Origin of the sequence: Furfurilactobacillus siliginis, from assembly GCF_001437435.1 — a bacterium.
Classification (GTDB): Bacteria; Bacillota; Bacilli; order Lactobacillales; family Lactobacillaceae; genus Furfurilactobacillus; species Furfurilactobacillus siliginis.
The window spans coordinates 96,259-119,828 of the sequence record NZ_JQCB01000006.1; the positions used below are offsets into that span (position 1 = coordinate 96,259).

At 44.3% G+C, this 23,570-nt stretch carries 24 protein-coding genes and 1 pseudogene; 5 read left to right on the forward strand and 20 right to left on the reverse strand.

Going from position 1 to position 23,570, the window contains the following annotated elements; genetic code table 11:
* From IV55_RS05790 to IV55_RS05810, 5 genes are all read right to left on the reverse strand, one after another.
* Positions 1-2,112 (reverse strand): SpaA isopeptide-forming pilin-related protein (locus IV55_RS05790; protein WP_057810261.1); only part of this gene is annotated, 2,112 nt, incomplete at its 3' end.
* Between the two features lie 653 nt (positions 2,113-2,765).
* Positions 2,766-4,073, reverse strand: a complete 1,308-nt coding sequence (locus IV55_RS05795) for an APC family permease (RefSeq protein WP_057810263.1) — start codon at positions 4,071-4,073, stop codon at positions 2,766-2,768.
* A 282-nt stretch (positions 4,074-4,355) separates the two neighbouring features.
* Positions 4,356-4,748 (reverse strand): DUF1398 family protein, encoded by a 393-nt coding sequence (locus IV55_RS05800; RefSeq protein WP_057810265.1) that lies wholly within the window; start codon positions 4,746-4,748, stop codon positions 4,356-4,358.
* A gap of 4 nt (positions 4,749-4,752) precedes the next feature.
* Positions 4,753-7,287: an excinuclease ABC subunit UvrA gene (locus IV55_RS05805; protein ID WP_057810268.1), complete on the reverse strand. Its 2,535-nt coding sequence runs from the start codon at positions 7,285-7,287 to the stop codon at positions 4,753-4,755.
* Positions 7,288-7,367: 80 nt separating this feature from the next.
* On the reverse strand, positions 7,368-7,886 hold the full coding sequence (locus tag IV55_RS05810) for a TetR/AcrR family transcriptional regulator (RefSeq protein ID WP_057810270.1): 519 nt from the start codon (positions 7,884-7,886) through the stop codon (positions 7,368-7,370).
* Between the two features lie 140 nt (positions 7,887-8,026).
* Here IV55_RS05810 and IV55_RS05815 point away from each other — a divergent pair, with 140 nt between their 5' ends.
* A complete protein-coding gene (locus IV55_RS05815) occupies positions 8,027-8,866 on the forward strand; it encodes an SDR family NAD(P)-dependent oxidoreductase (protein WP_057810272.1) in 840 nt (279 codons plus the stop codon).
* Positions 8,867-9,036: 170 nt separating this feature from the next.
* Here the strand turns inward: IV55_RS05815 and IV55_RS05820 are convergent, their stop codons facing one another.
* The 3 genes from IV55_RS05820 to IV55_RS05830 all read right to left on the reverse strand — a co-directional run bounded on the left by IV55_RS05820 (position 9,037) and on the right by IV55_RS05830 (position 11,312).
* Positions 9,037-9,468 carry a tautomerase family protein gene (locus IV55_RS05820; RefSeq protein ID WP_057810274.1) on the reverse strand — a complete coding sequence of 144 codons (432 nt, stop codon included), beginning with the start codon at positions 9,466-9,468 and terminating at the stop codon, positions 9,037-9,039.
* The gene (locus IV55_RS05825; protein WP_057810276.1) at positions 9,455-10,279 is read right to left on the reverse strand and encodes a PaaX family transcriptional regulator C-terminal domain-containing protein; all 825 of its coding nucleotides are present in this window, start codon (positions 10,277-10,279) and stop codon (positions 9,455-9,457) included. The genes IV55_RS05820 and IV55_RS05825 overlap by 14 nt, the downstream gene beginning before the upstream one ends.
* A 277-nt stretch (positions 10,280-10,556) precedes the next feature.
* Entirely contained in the window at positions 10,557-11,312 is a 756-nt protein-coding gene (locus tag IV55_RS05830; RefSeq protein WP_057810278.1) for an SDR family NAD(P)-dependent oxidoreductase, read from the reverse strand.
* Between the two features lie 93 nt (positions 11,313-11,405).
* Here IV55_RS05830 and IV55_RS05835 point away from each other — a divergent pair, with 93 nt between their 5' ends.
* Positions 11,406-11,816: a MerR family transcriptional regulator gene (locus IV55_RS05835; RefSeq protein WP_057810280.1), complete on the forward strand. Its 411-nt coding sequence runs from the start codon at positions 11,406-11,408 to the stop codon at positions 11,814-11,816.
* Between the two features lie 173 nt (positions 11,817-11,989).
* Here IV55_RS05835 and IV55_RS05840 read toward each other — a convergent pair whose 3' ends face one another.
* On the reverse strand, positions 11,990-12,574 hold the full coding sequence (locus tag IV55_RS05840; RefSeq protein WP_057810282.1) for a TetR/AcrR family transcriptional regulator: 585 nt from the start codon (positions 12,572-12,574) through the stop codon (positions 11,990-11,992).
* Positions 12,575-12,690: 116 nt separating this feature from the next.
* Between IV55_RS05840 and IV55_RS05845 the strand changes: the two genes are divergently transcribed.
* Complete coding sequence (locus tag IV55_RS05845; protein WP_057810284.1) at positions 12,691-14,166, forward strand: MDR family MFS transporter; 1,476 nt, start codon at positions 12,691-12,693, stop codon at positions 14,164-14,166.
* Here the strand turns inward: IV55_RS05845 and IV55_RS05850 are convergent.
* Entirely contained in the window at positions 14,163-14,825 is a 663-nt protein-coding gene (locus tag IV55_RS05850) for a DUF998 domain-containing protein (protein WP_057810286.1), read from the reverse strand. The genes IV55_RS05845 and IV55_RS05850 overlap by 4 nt on opposite strands.
* Positions 14,826-14,943: 118 nt before the next feature.
* On the opposite strand from IV55_RS05850, the gene IV55_RS05855 reads away from it, so the two are divergent.
* The gene (locus IV55_RS05855) at positions 14,944-15,429 is read left to right on the forward strand and encodes a MarR family winged helix-turn-helix transcriptional regulator (protein WP_057810288.1); all 486 of its coding nucleotides are present in this window, start codon (positions 14,944-14,946) and stop codon (positions 15,427-15,429) included.
* 356 nt (positions 15,430-15,785) lie between these two features.
* Here the strand turns inward: IV55_RS05855 and IV55_RS05860 are convergent, their stop codons facing one another.
* The 4 genes from IV55_RS05860 to IV55_RS05875 form a co-directional block, all read right to left on the reverse strand.
* Positions 15,786-16,673: a polysaccharide deacetylase family protein gene (locus IV55_RS05860; RefSeq protein WP_057810290.1), complete on the reverse strand. Its 888-nt coding sequence runs from the start codon at positions 16,671-16,673 to the stop codon at positions 15,786-15,788.
* Entirely contained in the window at positions 16,666-16,950 is a 285-nt protein-coding gene (locus IV55_RS05865; protein WP_057810292.1) for a hypothetical protein, read from the reverse strand. Before IV55_RS05865 ends, IV55_RS05860 begins: the two co-directional genes overlap by 8 nt.
* A complete protein-coding gene (locus IV55_RS05870) occupies positions 16,950-18,164 on the reverse strand; it encodes a glycosyltransferase family 2 protein (RefSeq protein WP_057810294.1) in 1,215 nt (404 codons plus the stop codon). The genes IV55_RS05865 and IV55_RS05870 overlap by 1 nt, the downstream gene beginning before the upstream one ends.
* Positions 18,165-18,613: 449 nt before the next feature.
* Positions 18,614-19,273, reverse strand: coding sequence for an endonuclease III domain-containing protein (locus IV55_RS05875; RefSeq protein ID WP_057810296.1), 660 nt, complete (start codon positions 19,271-19,273; stop codon positions 18,614-18,616).
* A gap of 238 nt (positions 19,274-19,511) precedes the next feature.
* Here IV55_RS05875 and IV55_RS05880 point away from each other — a divergent pair, with 238 nt between their 5' ends.
* Positions 19,512-20,063, forward strand: coding sequence for a TMEM175 family protein (locus IV55_RS05880; protein WP_057810298.1), 552 nt, complete (start codon positions 19,512-19,514; stop codon positions 20,061-20,063).
* A 105-nt stretch (positions 20,064-20,168) separates the two neighbouring features.
* Here IV55_RS05880 and IV55_RS05885 read toward each other — a convergent pair whose 3' ends face one another.
* From IV55_RS05885 to gpmA, 6 genes and pseudogenes are all read right to left on the reverse strand, one after another.
* Positions 20,169-20,861 carry a CPBP family intramembrane glutamic endopeptidase gene (locus IV55_RS05885; RefSeq protein WP_057810300.1) on the reverse strand — a complete coding sequence of 231 codons (693 nt, stop codon included), beginning with the start codon at positions 20,859-20,861 and terminating at the stop codon, positions 20,169-20,171.
* A gap of 77 nt (positions 20,862-20,938) precedes the next feature.
* Positions 20,939-21,772 carry a type I methionyl aminopeptidase gene (gene map, locus IV55_RS05890; RefSeq protein WP_057810302.1) on the reverse strand — a complete coding sequence of 278 codons (834 nt, stop codon included), beginning with the start codon at positions 21,770-21,772 and terminating at the stop codon, positions 20,939-20,941.
* Positions 21,773-21,816: 44 nt separating this feature from the next.
* Positions 21,817-22,434: a TMEM175 family protein gene (locus IV55_RS05895; protein WP_057810303.1), complete on the reverse strand. Its 618-nt coding sequence runs from the start codon at positions 22,432-22,434 to the stop codon at positions 21,817-21,819.
* Between the two features lie 212 nt (positions 22,435-22,646).
* The gene (locus IV55_RS05900) at positions 22,647-22,934 is read right to left on the reverse strand and encodes a type II toxin-antitoxin system RelE family toxin (protein WP_057810305.1); all 288 of its coding nucleotides are present in this window, start codon (positions 22,932-22,934) and stop codon (positions 22,647-22,649) included.
* A complete protein-coding gene (gene relB / locus IV55_RS05905) occupies positions 22,931-23,176 on the reverse strand; it encodes a type II toxin-antitoxin system RelB family antitoxin (RefSeq protein WP_057810307.1) in 246 nt (81 codons plus the stop codon). The genes IV55_RS05900 and relB overlap by 4 nt, the downstream gene beginning before the upstream one ends.
* Before the next feature lie 192 nt (positions 23,177-23,368).
* Positions 23,369-23,566: pseudogene (gene gpmA, locus IV55_RS05910) on the reverse strand (2,3-diphosphoglycerate-dependent phosphoglycerate mutase); the annotation flags it as partial.
* Positions 23,567-23,570: the final 4 nt, after the last annotated feature.

A 23,570-nucleotide genomic window follows, 5' to 3' on the forward strand; every position in this document is an offset into this window, starting at 1 on the left:
CTTTGGATCTGGCTTTTGTTCAGGAATCAGTGTGTTGTTAACTGTCATTGTCCAGTCAGCGGCTGTCGCATCCCCTGAAATCACTCGTAAACCTGTATTGGCAACGCTGAAAACAATTGCTTCTTTCGCGAGCATATACCCGGCCGGTGCAACCGTTTCAACCAGCTTATAGGTACCTTCTGGTAAAGCTGCCGTATTAAACTGACCATTACCATCAGTCGTTAGTGTTTGATTGATGATTTGTCCATTGTTGTTAGACAAACTAAATGTGGCCCCCGCCAAGGCTTTCTTGCTCACATTATCCGCCTTATGAATCGTGACAAAATGCGAGAACGGCACTGGTGGTATCAGGCTATCATTAATATAAAAGTCCTTATCGGTAGCCCCTTTAGTGACTGCTGTTCCTGAAATAGAAACCTGCCCTTGTTGATCAACAGTAGCGGTCATTGTATCTGCGACTTTGTACCCTTGCGGTGCTTCTGTTTCAATCAACTGATACGTTCCTGGCGTCAAATCACTAAAGTGTGTCTGACCTTGTGCATCGGTCTTCGGGGCAGTCTTAATCAGGGCATCCCCTTGTTTAAGGGTGAAGCCCGCGCCGGCCAATACCACCTGGGTCTTTTGATCACGCTTCGTTAGCGTAAAGGAACCTGTCTTAACAGGTTCCGGCACTTTCTCATTACCAATCATGAAACTGGTAGTGGTCAACGTATTTGCGGCATTGACCTGTGTTTCTGGACTACCAATCAGCATCGGCAGCGATGCGTCATCAAACGTAATCGCACCCGCCCCAGCAGGAACCGTTACTGCATACTTACCAGTTAATCGCTTATACCCGTTTGGTGCTTGCGTTTCCTGTAAGACATACTTACCTGCAGTAAGGTTACTAAAATTCAGTTTCCCATCTGCGGCAGAGGTTGCGGTCACAGCAGCTGCATCATCAGCCACAGGACTCAGCGTAAATGTTGTTCCAGGAAGCAATGTCTCATGATTTGAAGCGTCAACTTTTGTCAAAATTAAATCATGTTGCATCTTCTTACCGGTGGCAGAACCACCTGAATCAAAATTACTCGATTTGACATTAACTGTCGTTTTACTATCTGTCTTGCCACTATCAATATCACTTTCGGGGATTCCAGCGCCTGCTAAAGAAGCCTTATTTGTCAGCGCAGGCCCACTTGCTTCAACTTGGTCAAAGTTAGCAATCTTCGTGTAGTACCGAATTGTCGGCGATACTTTTGCACCTTTTTGAGCTAGTTCAGCAGAGACTAAATCGTCTAAAGCAAGACTAAATTCTCCACCAGCAGCTGTGTTCGACTGACTGACGATTCGTGGGTTCGTATCCTTTCCCACACTCTTTGTAGTCGTGTAATCACGATAGTTAACGGTGAACAGGACACCCTTATCGTCTGGAACCAACGTTTGCCCTGCGCCATAAACATCAGTCACCACAGGATTTTTGATTGCAATTCCCCGCTTATTAACGGTGATTGTCCATTCAATGGTATCTGTCAGATTCTGATTACTATCTCGTAACTGACGACCAGTTTTATTCATAATACTTTGACCAGACGACTGACCATCCCATGAAGAACCCTTACTGGTGTTCACGTTAAAAGACGTGGTGGTTAACTGCCCGTTTTTGCCCATCACAGGGAATTGTACTTGATTAGGCTGATCATATTTTAAATCATCGGTTTTCCAACTCGTCCAAAAATAAAAATTACCAGTTAAATCTGTTAAGCCTTTCACACCATCCAGCATGGTCATCGTGACCGTGCCATCTTTGACGACGACCTTAGCAATTGCAGTACCGTCACTACTCGTTAATGTATTTTCAGTATCCTTTTGATACTCCGTTAACTGTGTCGGTAACTGCATCTTGTATTGCTTACCTGGTGTCGCCTGTTTAATCGACCAATCATAGCTCACTTTCACGGGATCCGTTGCCTTCACCGATTTAGTGGCAGTAATTGGACCCGCCTGTGTGCTTAAATGAACCTGCGTGATGAATTCTGCAGCATTGCCCGTTGCTGCCTTAACATCTTGTTGCAGTGCAAATCCCCCAATAAACGTTAGGATCATGACAATCCAAAACCGAAGCCGCTGCATAATCTTGATAACCCCCATAATTGTTTGCTATACGAATCTTTGAATGCCCAATATAACATGGTTCACCGGGTTACTCAAACGTTCTATGTCTCACCAAAACCAGGATAAAAGCGAACTCACTATGGTCGCCGGCAACTAGTTAGAGCCATTGCCGTTCGCGGCTTTGCAAATTCTTCGCAGCCACTCACTTTCGGGACGCCACCTGATTGCCATCGCTTTTACCCTGGTTTTGGTAAAAGTGACGCTAGCCGGAACGGCTAGTCGTCACAGATCCAGTTATCGACGAAGTAAACGGACACATTAAAATGAAATCGCCGATGGTTCAGCTTACTGTTGAAGTAAGCTGAGTCATCGGCGATTTTTGTAAGATTAACTTTGTTCAGTGAATGCTCGAAATAACAGCTACGCGGTTCGTTTACTTTAGTGGTTACTGGGTTTGTGTCGTTGCCAAAGGCAACGCACTCCCCCGACCGCCAGCCATTAGCAACAGAGGAAAAATGTCACACCGGTAGCGGTGGGCTGCGAAGAATTCGCAAAGCCCTAAGCGGTTAGGTGTCACATTTTTCCGACGGTGAGCGAAGCGAACTTGCTAATGGCTGGCGGTCGGGGGACAAAGCCCCCCTCGCACCATTTCACCAACCAAGCAGACCAAGCTATTTCGAATGATCCGTCGCATCCTTTCGATTTAAATGTTCCATTAAAAAGTAGAACGGAACCGCAATAACCAATGCACCTAAACCAATTAGTAATTGGCTCACCGCGACCTGCGTCAATAACCACAAGCTAATCAACAGTGCAAGGACGGGAATAACTGGACCTAAGGGAACACGGAAATGCCCAGGTAACTGTTTTTTCGTACGGTGAAAAACCAGGACGGCTAAACAGGTTGGGATGTACTGTGCGAATCTTGAAACAGCACTGATTTGCGCAAGGTAAGCAAACTGTCCAGACCAAGCAATCAGCAACGATAGCCCACCTGACACAACAATCGAAACGTATGGTGCATGTCGCCGATTTCGTTTTGCTAATCCCTGTGGCATCATTTTATTTTCTGCCAGAGCAACCCCTGACCGTGGTGTCACATACGAGGAGGCAACACAGATACCAGTGATTGAAATCAATGTACCGGCTGCAACAAGTGCAGTTCCGAAACTCCCGGCAAATTTACCAAAGGCGGTTTGAATTGGCGTTGCTGTATCAGCTAATGCTGTTCCTAAAACACCAACTGACACAATTTGAATTAAAACATAAAACGCCGTGACAACTAGCAGTGACGTCATGATGGCACGCGGTAAATTTCGTTCCGGATTTTCCATGTCACCGGCTGCGACAGAAATTCGTTCCACCCCGGTAAAGGCATAAAACATCGTGATTGCCGCTAATCCAAAGGAACCACTTTGATACTGACCCTTTGGAAATACCGGAGTGAAGTTTCCACCCTTCATAAAAAAAATGCCCATGGCGACAAACAAGACGAGCGGTACCAGCTTAGACACCGTAATAATATTGTTCACAAATTTAGAAACGCGAACACCAGAAATGTTCATGACCATCAAACTGAGGACAACGATCGTGACAATAACATTCTTTGCCAGCGGCGTTGCCATTGCTGGAAATAACGTTCCTAAAGCTGTCGCAAAGGCAACCACCATCGTTGCTTCCGCAATAATTTGAATCGCCCACGTAATGAAACCAACTTCATAACCAACAAAATTCCCAAACGCTGATTTTGCGTAAATATATGGGCCACCATCAACTTTAAAATAACTCGCACTTTCGGCAAAACAGAGCGCAATACAACCAATCAATAAAGCATCAAAGAACAGCACCCCAATACTAGCCGGTCCAATTAACTTCATCGCTTGATTGGGCAGTAAAAAGATCCCCGAACCAATAATTGCGTTGATTGATAACAACGTCATGCTTAATAAACCCATCTTCTGCTGATTAGGCTTTTCCATCTGTCACGTTCCCCATCTCATCTATGTATTGAATTTAGACAATCATCTCGCCATGTCTAGTAATAGACTTTACGTTTATCGATAATTCTTAAATTCGTTTATTTTTAATCAACATCTAATAATAATAAAGGAACAATTAGTTAAACACAACCATTTTAGATGTCACAATCTATTTTTGTTCGTAAAAAAGCGTGTTTGAGACACAAGTCACCTTGTCCCAAACACGCTTTCGATTTACGAGTTTAAATAGTGAAAAAATGGTCTACAAAACACACCGTCAGATTACAACCCTGGAATTGGTTCTGCCAACAGTACCTGACCATTTTCATCATAATATCGAACTTCTTTTGCGGTCAAATCACTCGTCCACACTGGAACACCAGCTGCACCGGCCAATTCACAAAAACGTTCAAAATCAAATTCACCGGCTTGCGCACCTTTCACAGCAGCTTTAATAGCGCTGGCATCCCCCACACTTGCCACCGGCTTTGGCACACCATTCATCTTTAAATCAACATGGCTATCTGCATCAAAGTAGCGGTAAATCCCGGTTGCAACTAAATAATCATAGCGCAGCACGCCAAGTTCTTGGAAATCCTGCATTAGTTTCGCAAAGCCACCTGCATCGCGTTCTGCATTAACAGCCTGTTCAATTGCTTGATAGTTAAGTGTCATTTGTTTACGCCTCCGATAATCCATAATGTTTAAACTCAGCAGCTAAATATTCAGCGGTTGGACCAGATGCCTGTGTCACTTCCGTTGGCGTGCCAGCGGCCATTAGACGACCGCCATCCACGCCACCGCCAGGACCCAGATCAACAATGTAGTCTGCATTTGCCAGCATCGCTAAATCATGCTCGATGGCAACGACCGTCCCGCCTTGATCAATCAATTGTTGAAATACATTGAGTAGAACGTTGATATCAAGTGGATGTAGACCTACCGATGGCTCATCGAAAACAAACAATGTATTTGCCTGAGGCTTACCCATATGTGCAACCAAGCGTAATCGTTGTGCTTCACCGCCTGAAAGACTGAGGGTGCTTTCGCCAAGATGTAAGTAGTCCAATCCCATTTCAATCAGCGTCGTTAATGTGTTGGCAACACCCGGTACCTCTGCCAATGCAGTTTGGGCCGTCACAACATCCATTTCTAATAGATCGGCAATACTATACCCATGCCAGGTAATGCCAAGCGTTTCGGGATTATAACGACGTCCCTGACACGTTGGACAGACCTGTTGCATATCTGGTAAATACTGAATATCCAGACTGATTTCACCAGTACCACCACAATCTGGGCATGCTCCTGCCGTCACGTTATAAGAAAAGTTGCTAGCTGTAAAACCGGCCGCTTGTGCAGCCGGCACGGCAGCATAAAGCTTACGTAATTGATCCAAAATCGGTGTATAGGTTGCAATCGTCGACCGCACATTTTTGCCAATGGGCGTCGCATCAATCGCGACCACATGTCTAATTCGGTCACGCTGCACCGCCGATACAAACGTTGGTGCTGGAGCCTTTTTCGTTGTTGTTAAGGCTGGCAATAACGCATCAAAGACCGCCGTTGACTTCCCTGCACCGGAAAAGCCACTGATCACGCTGAAACGATTCCGCGGTAAATCGAGCTTAAAGTCATGTAAATTGTAGCGATTATCAATCGTGACGCCAAAGTGCCCATCGGCAAACATCTTATCAGCTGGCGTTTGTGGTCGTACGACAAGTTGAGCCGCACCGGTTAAATATGGCGCAATCAGCGATGCATGGTTCTGTTCGATTTGTGCTGGCGATCCTTGCGCCAACAAACGACCACCAGCGGCACCGGCGGCTGGACCGATTTCAATTACTTCATCAGCCGCTGCAATAATTGTTGGATCATGATCCACAACTACAACTGAATTCCCTTGTTCAACTAGCGCTTGCATCACATGAATCAGTCCATCGACGTTTGCCGCATGCAAACCAATCGAGGGTTCGTCCAACACATACAGTACCCCAGTCGTTTGCGTCCGTAATGTTTTGCTTAGCTGAATTCGTTGCAGCTCACCGGTCGATAAGCTGCTACCACTACGATCCAGTGTTAAATAGCCTAGCCCAAGCTCTAACAGAGGCCGTAACAGTTCGGTCAGTTCTCTGAGAATGTCCTGGGCCAACGACTGCATTTCTGCTGGTAACCAGTCCATCACAACGGGAATAAACGCATCTAATTCCGCCAACGTCATCGCACTGACTTGCGCAATATCTTTACCAGCCACCGTTTGTCGCAGAAGCTTCTGATTAAAACGACTGCCGTGACACGTTGGGCAAACATCAAATACATAAAACCGGTTCAATCGTTTGATTGCACGTTCATTTGTGGTCGTTGCCATACTATCTTCGACTGCCGCATAAGCATTCTCATACTGAGCATTATCCATGTGAAAAATCTTTCCGGATTGTGAAGGAATATTAATCGCATATTGCTTCTTTTCACCATGGAGTACGAGTTCCTGCTGAGCTTTTGGTAACTCATTGAATGGCACATCAATATCGATACCAATTTGCTGCGCAACGATGTGCATAAAGTTCCGTCCTGGTAATCGCCATGAAGCGACCGCGCCTTCACGAATCGTTAGACTTTCATCCGGGATCAATCGGCTCGCGTCCAGCTGCCGCGCTTCGCCTGTTCCCCCACAAGTTGGACAGGCACCAGCTGAATTAAACGCAAAGTCTTCAGCACCATAAGCCATGAAGTGAACGCCGCACACGGGACACCTAATGTCGCCCATTGCCGCACCAGCACGATCCATTGCCTGCGCAATCGCTAATGTCGGTGCCACCTGATGTCCATTTGGACACATCGGTGAACCGAGGCGAGAAAAAGCTAACCGTAAGACATTCAACGCTTCTGTCGTTGTCCCAACAGTCGAGCGGACACCGGGTACACTAGGACGTTGGCGTAACGCAATCGCACTCGGTACATGATTCACTTGATCAACAGCGGCATGTCCTGCCTGTGTCAGACGCCGCCGCGTATATGTTGATAACGCACTGACGTAGCGTCGCATTCCTTCTGCGTACAAGACCCCCATTGCTAAAGAGGATTTTCCTGAACCACTGCGCCCTGTAATCGCCACAAGTCGATTCAATGGCACATTCACGTCTAAATTTTTCAGATTATTAACATGTGCACCTAGTACTTCAATGTACGTAGGTTGTTGCTTGGCAACTGTCATCTGACTTACTCCTTCATCGTTTTAACATGCATTTAGCTTACCGCGTGCACACCAGGAAGTCGAACCTGGACCATCGCTTGTCACTGAATGTTTTTGGACAGAAAGGTGGCCAATTCCGCTGGCGTTTCCGGACGGTCATGTTCGATCCAATCAACAATCACGCTCATCAGGCCGGCAGCATGATATTCCGCATAGTAACCTTTTTCATAATCAGTAAAGTTAGTCAGTAACACTTTATCCGCCGACAGTTCCGCAATCACCCGCGTGATGTTTTGTCGCAACAATTCTTGTTGATGTGCCTGTAATAAAATTTTGACAAACGTGCGGTGAGCATCAAAGAATTGAATCATTTGTAAGATGTAAGTTGCTTCATTCAACTGTGTGAAATCCATTGTCGCATTGAACGCTGTCAGCACATCATCCATTCCAACCGTTAACACGTCAACGATATTTTGATAATGGCGATAAAAGGTCATTCGGGAAATACCCGCGATCTTGGTCAGCTCACTGACCGTAATTTCAGTGAAATTCTTCGTTTTTAATAACCGTTCGATTGCACCCAGTAGTGATTCTTGTGTGAGCTTAGATGGTCTTGCCATTGACATATTCCCTCCGTTTGTCACATTGTCCGTTTCAGCCATTGTACTTGATCAGTACGATGTTACAGTTGTCGCATAACGTATTTTAGTGACAACTGTAACATCAATTGAGACATCGAACAATCTAAGGAGAAATTTACATGACAACAAATAAAGTCGTCGCAATCACAGGCGCCAGCAGCGGGATGGGAAAAGCTACCGCCGAGTTATTTGCGACACAAAATTGGCAAGTTTACGGTGGTGCACGCCACACAGACAAGATTCCCACTGGGGACAATATCCACGCAATTCACCTCGACATTACCGACCATGCGGATAATCGTCGCTTCATCGAAACAATCTTAAAGGAACAGGGGCATATCGATATCCTTATCAATAATGCCGGCTATGGAGAAAACGGGCCGGTGGAAGACATCGCGATGGATAAAGTTCAGAAGCAATTTGCCACAAACTTCTTTGGTGCAGCTGAATTAACACAGCTCGTCCTGCCACACATGCGCCATCAGGGCACCGGCCGAATTGTTAACGTTTCTTCTATTGGTGGCGATATTTATTCACCCCTAGGCGCCTATTACCATGCGTCTAAAGCGGCGTTACAACAATGGAGTGATACGCTAGATCTCGAAGTTCAGCAGTTCGGTATCCGCTCCGTCATCGTTCAACCCGGCGGCACACAATCTGCCTGGGGTGCTACCACGATGGCAAACGTTCGCCAAAACCTACGATCAAACTCTGCCTACACTGACTTTGCCACCCTGCTTGGCAATGCACTACAATCAAATTCTAAGGGGATGACCGCGACTTCAGCTGACCTAGCCAAGGTTATTTATGCCGCAGCCGTTGATGTGAAGCCTAAACACCGTTACTTCAATTCACTGACCGATCACTTACAAGTAACAATTGCGCGCACGTTCCCGGTTATTTACCGCCGCTTATTGATCAACGTTTTGAGACGGTCTGGGAAGCAGCGGACGAAGTAATTAACCTGCTGCATCCATTGGTCACCGCAATTACTGCTAATAAACTACTTTGATCATAAAAAGACGATTGTCGCTTGATCAGCTTACTTAACCGGTAGCTGATTGATCGACGATCGTCTTTTAGTGTGTCATTTCAATTTGTGATTATTAAACTACTTACTCAGTGCAGGTTAGTTGCCCTGCAACCGCCCGATTTCATCACGTGCGGCTTGTACTAACTCATCGTTGGTGTGTGCGTGACCCCAGAGGCCCCAACCGCCTGCTTCTGCTTCGGTCAGTAAGACCCAAGTTTGTTTCCGCAAAGCTTCATCGTGAGCTGCTTCAGCAATCAAATCAGTCATTTGTTCAGTCAATGCGAGCTGTTGGTCGCGGTTCAACGCCCCAGCATTCGTCAGTACTTGTACACGGACGTAGTGATCATCCCCATTTGCATTCGCAAAGCTATTCGCTGGCAACTCGTGTACAAAACCAGCAGTGTTATTTAAAAACATTGGGATCTCGGGAACACCTTCAATTTTCATCATTAATTTGGCAGCTGCTTGGGCAACAGCCTGTGGCTCTGCAAAGGTGCCCTTAGTAGCGTAAATATCAATCATTGGCATAAGCTTGTCCTCTTTTCAAAAGTTCGTGGTCAAAGTAATCATAGTAAGGTTCCTCTGCTTTGCTAGCGGAAACGATGGCAACACCTGCTTGAATCATCGCGCGCAGCAACTGGTACCCCACCCAATCATCTGTTAGTAGCACTTTTGGTAGCATCGGATCTAGCACATAATACGCGCCCACAAAATCAATCAACTGTAGGTATTGTCGCAACAACGTTAAATTATCACTTGTCGTTGCAATTCGTTGTTCATTCCAAGTTGTAAATTGATCTACCAATGTCGCTAATTGTGCGGCTACTGTAGTCAGTCCCCAGGCACGTGCTACATCAGTTGCCGAAAAGACAGGTGTCATCTCAGTTACCAAATACATTCGGTAATTTGCCTGATAGTCCTGGAGTGGTTTTGCTAAATCAGCTCGGCGATCACCAGGAATAATAAAACTACCATTTTCTAGTTTGCCAAAGCCCAGTGTATTCATGAGCACATTGAAACGGGTTCGTTGCGTCGTTTCGATGGCGGTAAATAGCGTCGTCAGTAACGTATATGGAAAGGTCGTCGCCTGAATCATCGCAACCTTGGTCTCAAGACCTTGCAGATACGCCGTTGCAGTTTTGGTCACCGCGTATTGCCCGCGAGCGACAGCGGTAATTAAACCTTGTTTCTTCAGCTGCGCCAAATTAGTGCGCACATAACTTGGCTGCTGATCAAGGCCCTGCAAAATCTCAATTAACGTTTGTGTACTCGTTGGCTGTGACTGCGTTAGTAAATACAATAGTTGTCGTTGTAACGGTTTGATGATGTCCTCCTTCATATTTTATATACACGTTATATCATATAGATTATATTATGTATATAAAACACACTTCTGAAATCATGTTCCGGATTGTCATTATTTTCTTCCAGTATACCAAACCGTTGATATCACTGAATTAACAGTCATTAATAACCGGCTTAAATCGAAAAATAGTGCGCCAAAAGTCGTAGTCTGCACAGCGACTTGACTTTTGGCGCACGTTTCCACTTTTTAAACGCGGCCATCAAAAAAGGTGTTTGGGATATTACGTCCCAAACACCTTCTGTGCTCTTATTTACCACCCAACTGGGCCATCTGTATTGGTGAATGTTCCAGTACTCATATCTGTCCAGTCCGTCGCTAGCTGAACTGTTCGCGCAACACCTTGGGTAATCGGCTTAGCACCCATTTGTCGTGCCTGTTCTGGCGTTGCCCCACCAAATTCAGTGGCGACCATCCCTGGATCAATTGCATTGACTGTGATATTTAACTGTTCACGTTGCATTTCTTTAGCCAGCTGCACTGTGTACATGTTGGCTGCAGCTTTAGCTGATTGATACCCAACCGCGACCGCCTGATAAACAACCGACTGCGGATCTAATGCGGCCGTCTTTGAGCCCATCATACTGGACACATTAATAATCTTTGCTACAGCTGTGGCTTTTAATAACGGCAACATCTTTTGTGTCACGTCAATCAGTCCAAAATAATTAATCTCAAAATCGTCATGTAATGCCTTGAATTGCAGATTAGATGCCGTTTGACCAAAATCAAAAACTGCGCCGGCATTATTAATCAGTAATGACAAATAACCATATCGTTGTTTAATCGTCGCTGCCGCTTGACTAACAGACGCTGGATCAGTGACATCAAGTTGCACGGTTTCGACTGATAACCCTTCATCTGCTAACAATTCAACGGCTGCTTGTCCTTTTGATGCATCACGTGCACCGATAATTACTCGTTGACCTTGCTTCGCTAATTCGCGGCTGATCTCCAGCCCCATCCCACGGTTACCACCAGTGACTAGTGTTACAACAGTTTCATTCATATCTTGAACCCCTTTTATTTTTAATGATTGTTATGCTAGCACGCTGGTGTTAGACTAGCGCAAGCTATTTGCGCAATTAAGGAGGTTTTTCTTATGTCATTTACCATTCATGAAGTCGCGAACCGGTTTAACGTTACCTATGATGCACTCCGTTTTTATGAAAAACGTGGTCTATTAATCGACATCAAGCGTGATGCAAATGGTCAGCGTATTTATTCTGATCAAAATTGCGATGATCTCGACAAACTGCTTCATCTGCGTCGCTTAGGGGCAACCGTTGAAGAAGTTAAAGAAATGATGGTTCTCTTTCGTGAAGCGCCGCAATCGGCTGCTGCATATGAGACTGGTATCCAGTTATTTGATCGCCTTGATCGTGAAACGGATCAAAAGATTGCCGATTTGCAGCAACAAAAGGTCTTTTTGCATCATAAACGGTCTGTTTTTGAAACACAAAAACAGCAATTACTTGCAGGAAGCGAGAGTGGGACAAAAGTCGGGAAGTAGCGAGCAAGACCTAGAACGGCCGTACGGAATGGTCTTCAATCCGGCAGGTTGTTCCTAGTCTGCGGCTGACTTTTGCTCCACATTTTCACTATTTTAAACGCGTCAATCAAAAAAGGTGTTTGGGACAAGATAGCTTATGTCCCAAACACCTTTGATTGTCTACGCCATTGCGTTTATTTCAAATACACCGGCAACAAAATTTCTGTCACCAACTGTGCTAATTCATCTGCACTCATCACATGTCCACGCACTAAGGCAGCATACCGTGCCTGCGTAAAGGGCAGTAGCATCGCTGACTCACTGACGTCAGACCGCACGGTTTCACCACGATCAGTTGCACGCTTTAAAATGCGCGTCATCACCTGAATATCCCCGCGCTCGCCAAATTCAAAAATACCACGACGGTCACTGTTACGACTGATTTCTGTCAAAACAATCTGCAGATAGGTATTACCATACTCCGAAATAACATCCGAAAAACGTAGCAACATTTGTAGTAAATCATCGGCTAATGATGCCCCGGTTGGTTCAAAATCAGTGAACCGTCCATTTATGCGGACAGCAGGCTCCCGGATTGCAGCAAGTACCAGCTCAAAAGTTGACGCCCAGCGCCGATATAAGACCGGTTTACTCGTTCCAGCGCGTTCGGCGACCTTTTGAAACGATAGCTGTTCAAAGCCCTCTTCTTTTAAAATTGCATTGGTGGCCGCAAAAATTGCTTGTTCTAATTCAGCGCCACGGCGGCGTTTTTCTGTCATCAGTCGTCCTTTCTGAATAAGAAACTAAAAGTATCCTATTGACTTTACAGTAGCACATGTTTAACATTGCCCTTTGTAAATAAGATACTACAAGTTTCTAAATTCGGAGGTTAATTATGCAAACGAAAACGAACAAAATTCCCGCTCGCACGTTACTCATCGCTTGGATCTTAGTCATCGGTGCCTTAGCACCCATGCTTGATTCTACCATGGTTAACATTGCGCTTCACACCCTTACCAGTAACTTTCACAGTTCTGTCGCCACGACCCAATGGACAATCACCGGTTATGTCTTAGCAACTGGAATCGCTGTGCCATTCTCAGGATGGTTAGTGAACCATTTTGATGGGAAGTATGTGTACTTGTTTGGTGAGCTCGTCTTTTTACTCGGCTCGATTTTTTCCGCCGTCGCACCGAACATTAACTTGTTAATCGCTGCCCGCTTGGTACAAGGTTTCGGTGCCGGTTTAATCGTGCCACTGCTGACGACGCTACTAGTTAAAACAACCCATGGCAAACAAATCGGACAACTGATGGCCATCGTTGGTTTACCAATGCTCATCGGACCAATCCTTGGACCTGTCATCGGTGGTGTGATTTTAAAATACGCGAGCTGGCGCTGGCTATTTTGGGTCAACGTTCCCGTTGCAGCCCTATCAGCAATTTTAATTATCACCATGCTGCCACATTTCCCAGCAGAAAATAAACAGCAACGTTTAGACTGGCTGGGCACGATTCTTTTGGCAGCCGGTTCAAGTACCGTTATCTACGGCATCGTCCAGGCTTCACAAAAAGCCAGCTTCCAAAACAAAACGACAGTCCTCTACTTGGCTGCCGGAATCGTTTTATTTGCAACTTATGTGTGGTGGGCACATCGTCAGCAGGAAAATGCTGTCCTACCGCTTAGCCTCTTTCACTTCAGAACTTTTGACGCATCCATGGTCGCATTACTGATTTCTGGAATGGTCATTAATGGTCCCATGTTACTATTGCCACTGTTTTTTCAACAAGTTCGTAACATGAGCGTTATCAATGCAGGGCTATTGCTTGGCTTTCAAGGAATTGGCATGCTCGTTGCACGGCCATTGATTGGCCGCTTGATCGATAATGTTGGAGCCAAATATGTGGTTCTCGGCAGCATGCTATTTTCTTTTGTCGGCACCTTGCCCTTTGCCTACTTCACAGCAGACACGTCACTGGTCTGGATTGCCATTGCACTCGTCATTCGTGGAATCGGTGTCGGTGGTGTCGTCATGCCATTGATGACTGATGCCTACGCACAAGTCACTGGGTCACAAGTATCTGCCGCGTCCATTGGTTCACGAATCGCACAAAACGTTGGTGGTTCGTTAGGCTCTGCCATCGTTGCCACACTATTAAGTAAATATCTGCATACACACATGACACATTTTGCCCACCTACTCAAGCTGGGACACTATCACGTCGCGCCAACAGCATTACCACAATTCATTCACCAACATTCACTGATGATTCAAACACATGCGTTTCAACATGTCTTTTTAATCACAACGTTTGCCAGCCTCATCATGATTCTACCTGCGCTTTTCCTAACCGATAAACGTAAGCGCTAGGCAACAGACCGCAAGCCACGCCAACCAAGGTACAGTGAGCTAGCCAGCATTGGGTAGACTGCTCCGCGTTCAATTAAACCGATAATGATAATGGGATGATTGTCTGATGAGCATACTAATGTCGTAACATATAGAACCGTGCACAATAGGCCGATGACACTTAATGACTTTAAAATCGTACGCGTCCTGGTATCCACTGGTAAATTAACTTTCGCCAACCCAAGGACACCGAACAACACATTCCCAGAAATAAAGGCGAGAAAGGCGCCCATGCTGTGATAAGCACCAGTACCATTTGCAAGTGCCTCACCAGAGCCATGGAACACGCCAACTAAGACGCCACCAACTGCTAAGACAGCCGCCAAGGCAATAACTAGCCAACGTAGGTGCAGTTGCTTTTTTGGTAGTAATACGATTCCGACAAAAATTAACCATCCAAACGTAATAAAGCCGGTGTTCATTACCCAACTCAATGGAGAAATCATGTACTGTCCAAACAACGTGGATGGTCCTCTCACACCAAGGTTACTAATGAAATCATACGTGTAACTGTAGGCTGGGTGTGACCAGGCAGCCGCCGTGATAAATTCTGTGATAAAAAAGACCAACGCGCCAGCCATTAAAAAGATCCGTGCAAGTAAGCTTTTGTTTTCTGTCATCGTAAACACTCCTAGTAATTAATCCTGCATAATTGTAAACTATAGTTATCAGGTACCTGATGAAGACATCATAAGGTACCTTACTAAAATATACAACCCTTTATTTAGGAGTTTTTTGATGCAAAATGACATGCGGCTTCAAATTATCAATAAATTGAATGATCTCGCGCACATCCGTAAGCAGCTTCAACAGCTAAAAAGCAGCAAGTTAGCACTGATTGATCCGAATAGCGGTCAGGGAAAGGTGTTGGCGATTCTAAAGGAACAACCAGCCATTTCACAGAAGGAACTAGTGACCCAACTGGCAATGAAGCCTCAGTCCGCCTCTGAAATTATTCGTAAACTCGAAAAGAAAGACTATCTCACCCGGCAACCAGATGAGAAAGATAAGCGAAGCCTGACGATTCAACTGACTGATGCCGGTCAACAGGCTGTCACGCGTCTAAGCCTGTCGGAAGTCGATCACATTGATGCGCTCACTCAAGCACAACAGCAGCAGCTCGATTATATGTTGGATCAACTGATTGCAAGTTTCAGTGAAGAGAACACCACGGCCAAGCAAAATTTTGGCACTAATTTATTTGGTGCGGCAACGCGTAAATAGATTAGTATCTCCCCAAAACCAGAACAAGTACGAGCTCCCGATGGTCACCGGCGCCCAGGTGGAACCCCTTGCCGCTCGTAGCTTTGCAAATTCTTTGCAGCCACTCACTTACGGGTCGCCGCCTGGGTGCCATCGCACTTGTCCTGGTTTTTAGGAGAGTGTCACTAGCCGTTCCGGCCAGCGACACAAAGAACAGTTACCATCAAAATAAAATCGTCGATGATTCAGTTTCCTAAAGCAGTAAACTGAATCATCGGCGATTTTTGCATTATTAACTTATATGAAACCCAACCCATATTGCAGTTCTAGGTCTTGCTCACGACTTCCCGACTTTTGGTCCACTCTCAACTAAATCCTCAGTCATTTATTGCCCAGCGTTCCAACTGTGACCAATTCTGCTGGTTCACTAACACACGTGACACTTCAAACCCTTGTTCATCATCACGTCCGATGATTTCTTGTGACAAGTTGAAGTACGCAGACACAGATGTATTCTTTTCTAAGAAGCGCGCATTGGCATCATTCACATTTCCATATGGTGCCGCAAAGTACGCAGCTGAGGTCGCCAGTTGTTGTGTGGTGACCTGCTTTGACTTCCGATAATCAGTTTTAAACATCGAATTATACTGGCCAAGCTTCCCGACTGCGACATCATTAATCAGATAATGCATGTCATGGGTGTGCAAACCGATCGTTGCCAGACCCGATTTTTCCATTTCCACTAACTTCGGCCAACTGGTCATTCGGGCATCAATGACATACTCATTCGTTTTGCTACTAATAACGAAACATGCAAACGGAATTTTCTGTTTCTTCAAAATAGGAAAGGCATTCTGGTACGCACTTTCAGCGACATCATCAAACGTGATCGCGACGTATTTCCCTTTAATTTTATCCGGATTACGAGCCAAACGTTCTGCTTCCGCCAAGCTCACAAACTTCACGCCTGCCTTTTTCAATGTCGTCATCTGTTCAGCAAACTTCTGCGTCGTGATGTTATATTCATGTAGCTGATTATTGTTCGTCGCCGCCTTGACCGTACGTAATAGCGGCGTGTCATCAATAATTCGATGGTAATTTAAAATGGCGAGGCCATCACGCTTCTTAATTTCCTTTTCGGCGATTGCAAAGTTCGCCGCATTTTTAGAGAAATTACGAATATCATTTTTAGCCATGACAAAGCCGAGCCCGACTAACACAACTGTAAAAGTCATCATGATTAAGAATCTTTTTAATTTAGGCATGTTGTTGACCTCGTGAACGTAGGACTAGCAGTCGCAAGCCACCACAAATCGTAATCAATGTGGCCGCAGATAATACGCCCATGACGACCAAATTCGCCGGCGTGTACTCAATATTGAACAAATTATACAGCGGTGCCAAATAGTCATTGATAACGCGCAGATCAAACATCACGTTTAACCACACCAAGAAAACGACCGGCACCCAGAGCAATAACACTAAAAATATTTGTGCAAACCTAAAGTGACGACGAACGTGATATGTTGCAGTCGTTTTCATTACGAGACTTCCTTTCCATCGATACCTTCACGACTTGGTGATGTCCACTGACCATTGGCGGCAGGCAAGTAGACGATTTTGAAGACCGCACCAAGGAGCGCCACTAGATTGATTGCCCAGTAAAAGAAAATATATAACGGTGTGTACAAGTAGATGAACCATTTAACCTGACAGATTTTTTTAGATAGGGTCAGCCCCACAAAGAATTGAAAAATCCCCATCACGATAATCATCAAGATGATATTGCCATCCAAATGTAATTCATTGTTTAAATAGATATTCACTAAAAAGAAAATCAGTGAGTAGATTGTTGTAAATGACCAAAACACACTCAAAATCATTTCATACAACAACCCAGTCTTCATTTGCCAAGGTCGTAGTAACTGACGCTTATGCTTTAACAACACTTGTAACCCACCGTATGCCCATCGGCGTCGTTGTTTAAGTAATGCGCGTAACGTAAATGGCACCAAGATCCAAGTAATCGCGCGGTGATTATATCCCACACAATAGCCCGCTTGAGACAGGCGCCATGTGATATCAATATCTTCTGTTTGAACCGTTGGATCCCAGCCATTGATCGCAGTGACTGCATCTTTACGGAACATCGCCAACACACCTGAAATCGTCAAAATGTTACCGGTAAAGAACATCTGCGACCGTTTGATTAGATCGATAATCGCGATGTACTCCATGGCCTGCATTTTTTCGATTAAACGTTGTCGATTGATCACCTGCGGCCGCCCCGTAACAGCGCCCATGTCAGGATGGGCTGCCAACGTCGCCAGCAAATGATCCGTTGCGCTCGCTTCAATCCGCGAATCGGCGTCAATACACAACACGTAATCATGGTTCGCAACTGCCAAGCCAGCATTCAAAGCTGCTGCTTTCCCTTGATTCTGTCGTTGGCTAACGGTTTTAATGTGCAGTTGTGGAAAATCACTTTGCAGTTGTTTCATCAGCTGCCAAGTATCATCAGTCGACGCGTCATCAATTAAGATGACCTCCAAATTCTGATGCGCTTGATCCGCTAGCGAACGAACTGTTTGTGCCAAATGGGACTGTTCATTAAAACATGGCACCAGCACGCTAACACCCACCGTTGACGCTGCAACTTTAGCAGATGACGACCGGCTAAGCTGATAAAAGACAGTACCGATTATCCACACAAGTGTCATTATTAGTGGATACAAAATGATAAAACTGGTTAACATCCGAGACCTCCTGTTGACTGTGGGACCTTTCACAGCTGAAAATATCAAAATCAACTCGGCTTGTCATAAGATGTGCCTGCGGTCATTTATTTTTAAATAATCATATGTATTGAACCGCCTTTACTACTACTAGTTACTGCATTAAAAAAAGATTCATAATGAACTTGCACTCGTGCTAAGTGATGATGAATCATCTGCAAAAAAAACGGTCTATCTTTGACGCCGGGTTTATAAAAAGGCTAAAAAGATAAACCAGGATTAAGAAAAGTCAAAAATCACTTTTCTTAATCCTGGTTTTTTATATCCCATAACTTTTCGCTTTACGTCTACCCAATATGCCCATTCTAATTTTAAACACAGGTTGAATCTGTTTATCAAAATAAATTTTTCCTGAATCCTCACTGTGTTGAAACAACAAATAAGATTAACGTAGCCCTGAGCGTATCAATTTACGCTTGTGACAGGTGTGCCTCGTTCTCCTCATTCAGCCTATCGCAATCTAAAATCAACTGACTCACTTCTTTATCTGGTGTCAACTTCATCGAATATTTGCGCCCAAATTCAATCATCGTGTGGTGTGCTTGATACAGTTCTGCTGGTTTTAAAGCACTGACAATTTTTTGCTCAACCTGCAGCGTGGTTGCCGACGACGCAACAAAATGCAGTCGTTTTGAAATTGCTGAGACATGTGTATCCACCGCAAATGTTGGTTGGTCGAAGAGATCGCTCAACACCAAATTAGCTGTCTTCCGTCCTGCACCAGGTAACATCATAATTCCCTTTCGGTCAGTGGGAATCACGTCGTTCAATTCCTCGTGCACAATACCGGCAGTCTTAATAATATTCTTCGCTTTATTGTGAAATAACCCCACGTGACGAATGATTGCTTCAACATCTTCAACGTCTGCATTCATTAATGCTTTGGGGTCTGGATACTTAGCAAATAACACTGGTGTCACCTTATTAACGGAAACATCCGTCGCTTGAGCGCTCAAAATAACTGAAATCAAATATTGAAACGATGTCCGTGAATCTAACCCGCGTTTGACTGGCCCAATTTCTGCTTCCATTTGGTGAATCGCCCAGACGATTTGTTTGTCAGTTAACATGTATACTCGCTTCTTCCCTTTGAGATTATCGTACGTATCCTTTATGTACTTAATCATACCAATATAAAATCTACTTTACCGAGGAGTTCAACGTTTCATTGCTTTCTTACATTGCCACTTACTCATGTTAATTGTAGGCTATAATTGATTGAGATTCGATTGGAACGTTAGCAGACTGCCGATCTGAAGCTCTAGTTATTCATAAAATCCCATAACGATTAACCCTGAGGAAATACCAATGACAAGAAGTCGCTTAGAATCATTCACAGATGCCATTTTAGCCATCATCATGACCATTATGGCATTAGAAATCCACACACCGTCCCATCCAAATTGGACGTCGTTTTCAACGCTATTTTTACCTTTGTTTGCGTATTTCGTCAGCTTCTTCGGGCTCACCAACCTATGGATGGCGCATCATCAGCTGATTCATAACGTCAAAGAAGTTGGCTATCGTTCCGTGTTCCTTAATATGCTGCTGCTCTTTTGGGTCACCATGGTCCCTGTTTCAACCAGTTGGGTCGCTGATTATCCAGCAAAAGCACTGCCAGAACAATTCTTTATTCTTATCCAACTTGGCTGGTTTATCTTACTTGAAGCATTAATTCGGTCCGTCAAGCAGGAGCATCCAGCAGAAGTCGACCCCAACTTATCGGTCATTAGTTGGTGGGCAATTGTTTTATTACTATTCTTTTTGATTTTCCCACTACCATATTCTGGTCTAGTTATCGGCGTGTTGCTTATTCTTCGCGTTTTGATTCTGTGGATAAAGAATGGTCGATTACGATAATTTATCTAATTACAAAAACGCCCGCAACTGTCATCCCTGACAATTGCGGGCGTTTCTTTTAAATCAATATTTTCCCCAAATCAATGCATTCATCTACTGATATCACTAAACGATTGCAATCACCAGCGCAAAATCCCACAACCAGTGAATCGCCATCGCACCATAAATTGATCTAGTGAACCGCATAGACATATATATCCCTGAGCCAATCAGCATGGTTGTGATCACTTGTAGTGAAACCTGCACCAGTGGCGAGCCATTAATAATGTTTGGAAAGTGCCAAAGTCCAAATAAAACGGTGGCAAGTAGCATTGCCTGAAGCTCACTGTGCGAACGACGCATTTCGGTCAATACGAAACCACGGAAAACGGATTCCTCAGTTATAGCGACCAATATGATTGCCAAACAAATGACAAGTATACGACCGAGGGATGCACTGTTCCAGTGGTTAAGAACCCCCGTCATACGGAAATAAAGGTTATATAGCGAGAAAACAATCATCACCACTGTAACAATTCCAAACACAATCCTAACCCAGGTGCGTTCAAGTTTCGGTTGTGGCTGGTAAATCTGACCGATGCGTTTTTCATGAGCCATGTAACTCATAAAGATCGCATATGTAATCGCCATTGGAACAGCAACATGCCAGAATGCGGTGCTGCCACTCTTAAAGAATGTGCCATAGGTCGCGCTAACAACAGGGTTAGCTAACCTAGATAAACTTGTCCAAACAAGGGACAAAATGATTGTTGTAATGGCAACCCTGCCAAAACTTTTCACTGTTGTATTTGAATTCATTTGTTTTCCCTCACTTTAATTGATAATCAATTGAAGAACCACCTGTACTCATCATTTTGATAATGACAGGTACGCTTCTAATAATCATTTTCTTCGATATACTTCGTCGCCCAAGCCAACATTTGCGCATCATCTTCCGCATCTTGGGAGGTTAGAATCTCCGGACCATTAGCAGTTATTGCAAGGGTATGCTCATATTGCGCTGACCACGTACCATCGGCCGTTACATAATAAATCCACGGATCATTTTTATCGGGCACCTCATGTTCAGCGATTTGCCAAGTACCTTCATTGATCATTGGTTCTACGGTAATTGTCATACCTTCCTTAAGTCGCAGACCTTTGCCCTTTTCGCCATAGGGAAAGACATCCGGCTTTTCATGCATGGTCGGTTGAATACCGTGGCCAATCAGCTCACGAACATCCCCGTAACCATGTTTGGCCTCAGTGAAATCCTGAATTGCAAACCCGACATCGCCTAACCGTTTACCAACTTGACATTGCGCAATTCCCAGATACAACGCCTTTTTAGCGATATCCATCAAATCTTTAGTTGACTGGGAAACTTCACCAACTGCAAAACTCCAGCATGAATCACTTTCATAACCATCTTTATTAACGGTCATATCAACTTTAACCAGGTCACCGTTCTTAAAAACAAGACCCTCCCGTGGCGTTCCATGTGCGACTTCATCATTCACATCAACACAGGTGGCATATTTATAGCCTTCAAAGCCCTTTTCTGAAGGTGTCCCACCATGTTCTAAAATGTAGTCATTGGCGAAATCTTCAATTTCCATCGCTGTGATTCCAGGTTTAATCATATCTTTTAAAGCTAAATGAATGCCGGCAATAATCTTGCCCGACTCGCGCATGCCTTCAATTTCACGCTTGGATTTTAGTGTAATCATTTTTATCGTCTTTCCTTTCTTCGCTGTCGGTCAGTTTTATGATTTTAATTACTAATAAACGTCATGATTGGCAGGATGATATATGCGACCATCGCAACCAATGGGAAGAACCAGGCGATAATAATCAAAATAATATTTATAACGATGGTTTCAATTACCATGACCACAAACTTAGAATCAGTTTCGTATTTCGTTGTAAAATTGGCTGCCCATAGTTCTTTATGGCTTTGATTAACAATCAATAATCTAAAAATGTTGACCAATAGAAAGACAATTCCCATCGACAGAATTGACCATCTAGATGCGTCTACCATAATCCATTTCGTCATGATCGGAATCAGCGCTAGAAATGCTAAAAAGAAGAAATCCAAAATCATAACGCCTTTCTTTATACCTTTAAATAAAGAAAACGCATTGTGCAGGTTATACCAGAAACTAGCAACGATAAAGAAACTAATCAGAAAAATGGCGATGGAACTAAAGAACTCAAAATAGCCTGCTGGCGAATCCTTCGGCAAAGGCACCTCAAGGACCATGATCGTGATGAAGATCGCAATAATCGCATCATTGAAAACATCCAGATGTTCCTTTAACCGCGCCGCGTCATTCTTTCTAACCTCCTTAATCGTATTGTGAATCGTTTCCATGTTTTTATTTGCCATTAGTTGCATCCTTTTATTTATGAAATGATTTCGCTCTCAATAATTATTGATGCTACACCGATTGTCAAAAAGTAACTTGGACCAAGACAACCATGTATTCTGCCATTATCGCAATCATACAAAAGCGCCCGTAACCGTCATTATGGCAGTCCCTGACGCCTCATTATATCAACCAGACCCTATCTACCTTCCATTACCAGTCAACGAATATTTTAATCATCATAAACATCTCGGCGATGACCAATCGTTAGTGCCAATACAACTAGCTCCTCACCATCAATCCGACAAATCACCCGATAATCACCAACACGGTAACGCCATTCACCTATATGATTAGCGGTTAATGCCTTTCCATGTTGATATGGATTTGTCGTACCTTCAATGTTTTTCCGGAGCCAACTAGTAATAACCTTTGCTTGATACCGATCCATCTTTTTCAATGAATGCAGCGCCGCTTTAGAAAACCGAATATGATATTGTTGGTTGCTTTCTAACGTCATTGGCCCTTTTCCAATTCTTTCTCAACTTGATCTAGTGAATAAGTTGTCGTGTCTTTTTCAAAGGCCGTCTGAGCTTCGATTAACGCAGCCCGATCAAATTCGTCTTCAGCAGCATCTAGCGCCGCTTGCTTAATCGCCGTGCTAACTTTAATTCCCTTTTGTTTTGCATACTGCTCGATAAACGCTCTATCTGCATCGTTGAATCTAACCGAGATTGAAGATGATTTAGGATTTGAAGCCATATGTCTGCCTCCTATGCTTATTCTGAATTTATTGTAATACAAAGTAGCACACACGTTCAAACAGATTGCGTTTGATTCTTAAACTTAAACTGTGAGCTTGTCAAACTAGAGAACTTTAGCTTGCTAACATGCTAAACGCCCGTACCCGTCATTCTTGACAGTTACGGGCGTTCCCTTTATATCAACGCTATCTTAGTACTTTTCTTTGCTTAAAACGTTCACCCCATCGTCGAAGTCGTAAACAACAGGCTGGCCAGTAACCATTTCCAAGTTGATGATGTCATCGTCTGAGATGTTTTCAATGTACTTGGACAATGTGCGAAGTGAGTTGCCGCGGGCTGCGATGATGATGTTCTTACCAACAAGCAACTTAGGAGCGATCTCATCTTCCACA

Coding starts and splice junctions, on each gene's coding strand:
- IV55_RS05795 (WP_057810263.1), bottom strand. CDS start 4,073: ATGGAAAAGCCTAATCAGCAGAAGATGGGTTTATTAAGCATGACGTTG.
- IV55_RS05800 (WP_057810265.1), bottom strand. CDS start 4,748: ATGACACTTAACTATCAAGCAATTGAACAGGCTGTTAATGCAGAACGC.
- IV55_RS05805 (WP_057810268.1), bottom strand. CDS start 7,287: ATGACAGTTGCCAAGCAACAACCTACGTACATTGAAGTACTAGGTGCA.
- IV55_RS05810 (WP_057810270.1), bottom strand. CDS start 7,886: ATGGCAAGACCATCTAAGCTCACACAAGAATCACTACTGGGTGCAATC.
- IV55_RS05815 (WP_057810272.1), top strand. CDS start 8,027: ATGACAACAAATAAAGTCGTCGCAATCACAGGCGCCAGCAGCGGGATG.
- IV55_RS05820 (WP_057810274.1), bottom strand. CDS start 9,468: ATGCCAATGATTGATATTTACGCTACTAAGGGCACCTTTGCAGAGCCA.
- IV55_RS05825 (WP_057810276.1), bottom strand. CDS start 10,279: ATGAAGGAGGACATCATCAAACCGTTACAACGACAACTATTGTATTTA.
- IV55_RS05830 (WP_057810278.1), bottom strand. CDS start 11,312: ATGAATGAAACTGTTGTAACACTAGTCACTGGTGGTAACCGTGGGATG.
- IV55_RS05835 (WP_057810280.1), top strand. CDS start 11,406: ATGTCATTTACCATTCATGAAGTCGCGAACCGGTTTAACGTTACCTAT.
- IV55_RS05840 (WP_057810282.1), bottom strand. CDS start 12,574: ATGACAGAAAAACGCCGCCGTGGCGCTGAATTAGAACAAGCAATTTTT.
- IV55_RS05845 (WP_057810284.1), top strand. CDS start 12,691: ATGCAAACGAAAACGAACAAAATTCCCGCTCGCACGTTACTCATCGCT.
- IV55_RS05850 (WP_057810286.1), bottom strand. CDS start 14,825: ATGACAGAAAACAAAAGCTTACTTGCACGGATCTTTTTAATGGCTGGC.
- IV55_RS05855 (WP_057810288.1), top strand. CDS start 14,944: ATGCAAAATGACATGCGGCTTCAAATTATCAATAAATTGAATGATCTC.
- IV55_RS05860 (WP_057810290.1), bottom strand. CDS start 16,673: ATGCCTAAATTAAAAAGATTCTTAATCATGATGACTTTTACAGTTGTG.
- IV55_RS05865 (WP_057810292.1), bottom strand. CDS start 16,950: ATGAAAACGACTGCAACATATCACGTTCGTCGTCACTTTAGGTTTGCA.
- IV55_RS05870 (WP_057810294.1), bottom strand. CDS start 18,164: ATGTTAACCAGTTTTATCATTTTGTATCCACTAATAATGACACTTGTG.
- IV55_RS05875 (WP_057810296.1), bottom strand. CDS start 19,273: ATGTTAACTGACAAACAAATCGTCTGGGCGATTCACCAAATGGAAGCA.
- IV55_RS05880 (WP_057810298.1), top strand. CDS start 19,512: ATGACAAGAAGTCGCTTAGAATCATTCACAGATGCCATTTTAGCCATC.
- IV55_RS05885 (WP_057810300.1), bottom strand. CDS start 20,861: ATGAATTCAAATACAACAGTGAAAAGTTTTGGCAGGGTTGCCATTACA.
- map (WP_057810302.1), bottom strand. CDS start 21,772: ATGATTACACTAAAATCCAAGCGTGAAATTGAAGGCATGCGCGAGTCG.
- IV55_RS05895 (WP_057810303.1), bottom strand. CDS start 22,434: ATGGCAAATAAAAACATGGAAACGATTCACAATACGATTAAGGAGGTT.
- IV55_RS05900 (WP_057810305.1), bottom strand. CDS start 22,934: ATGACGTTAGAAAGCAACCAACAATATCATATTCGGTTTTCTAAAGCG.
- relB (WP_057810307.1), bottom strand. CDS start 23,176: ATGGCTTCAAATCCTAAATCATCTTCAATCTCGGTTAGATTCAACGAT.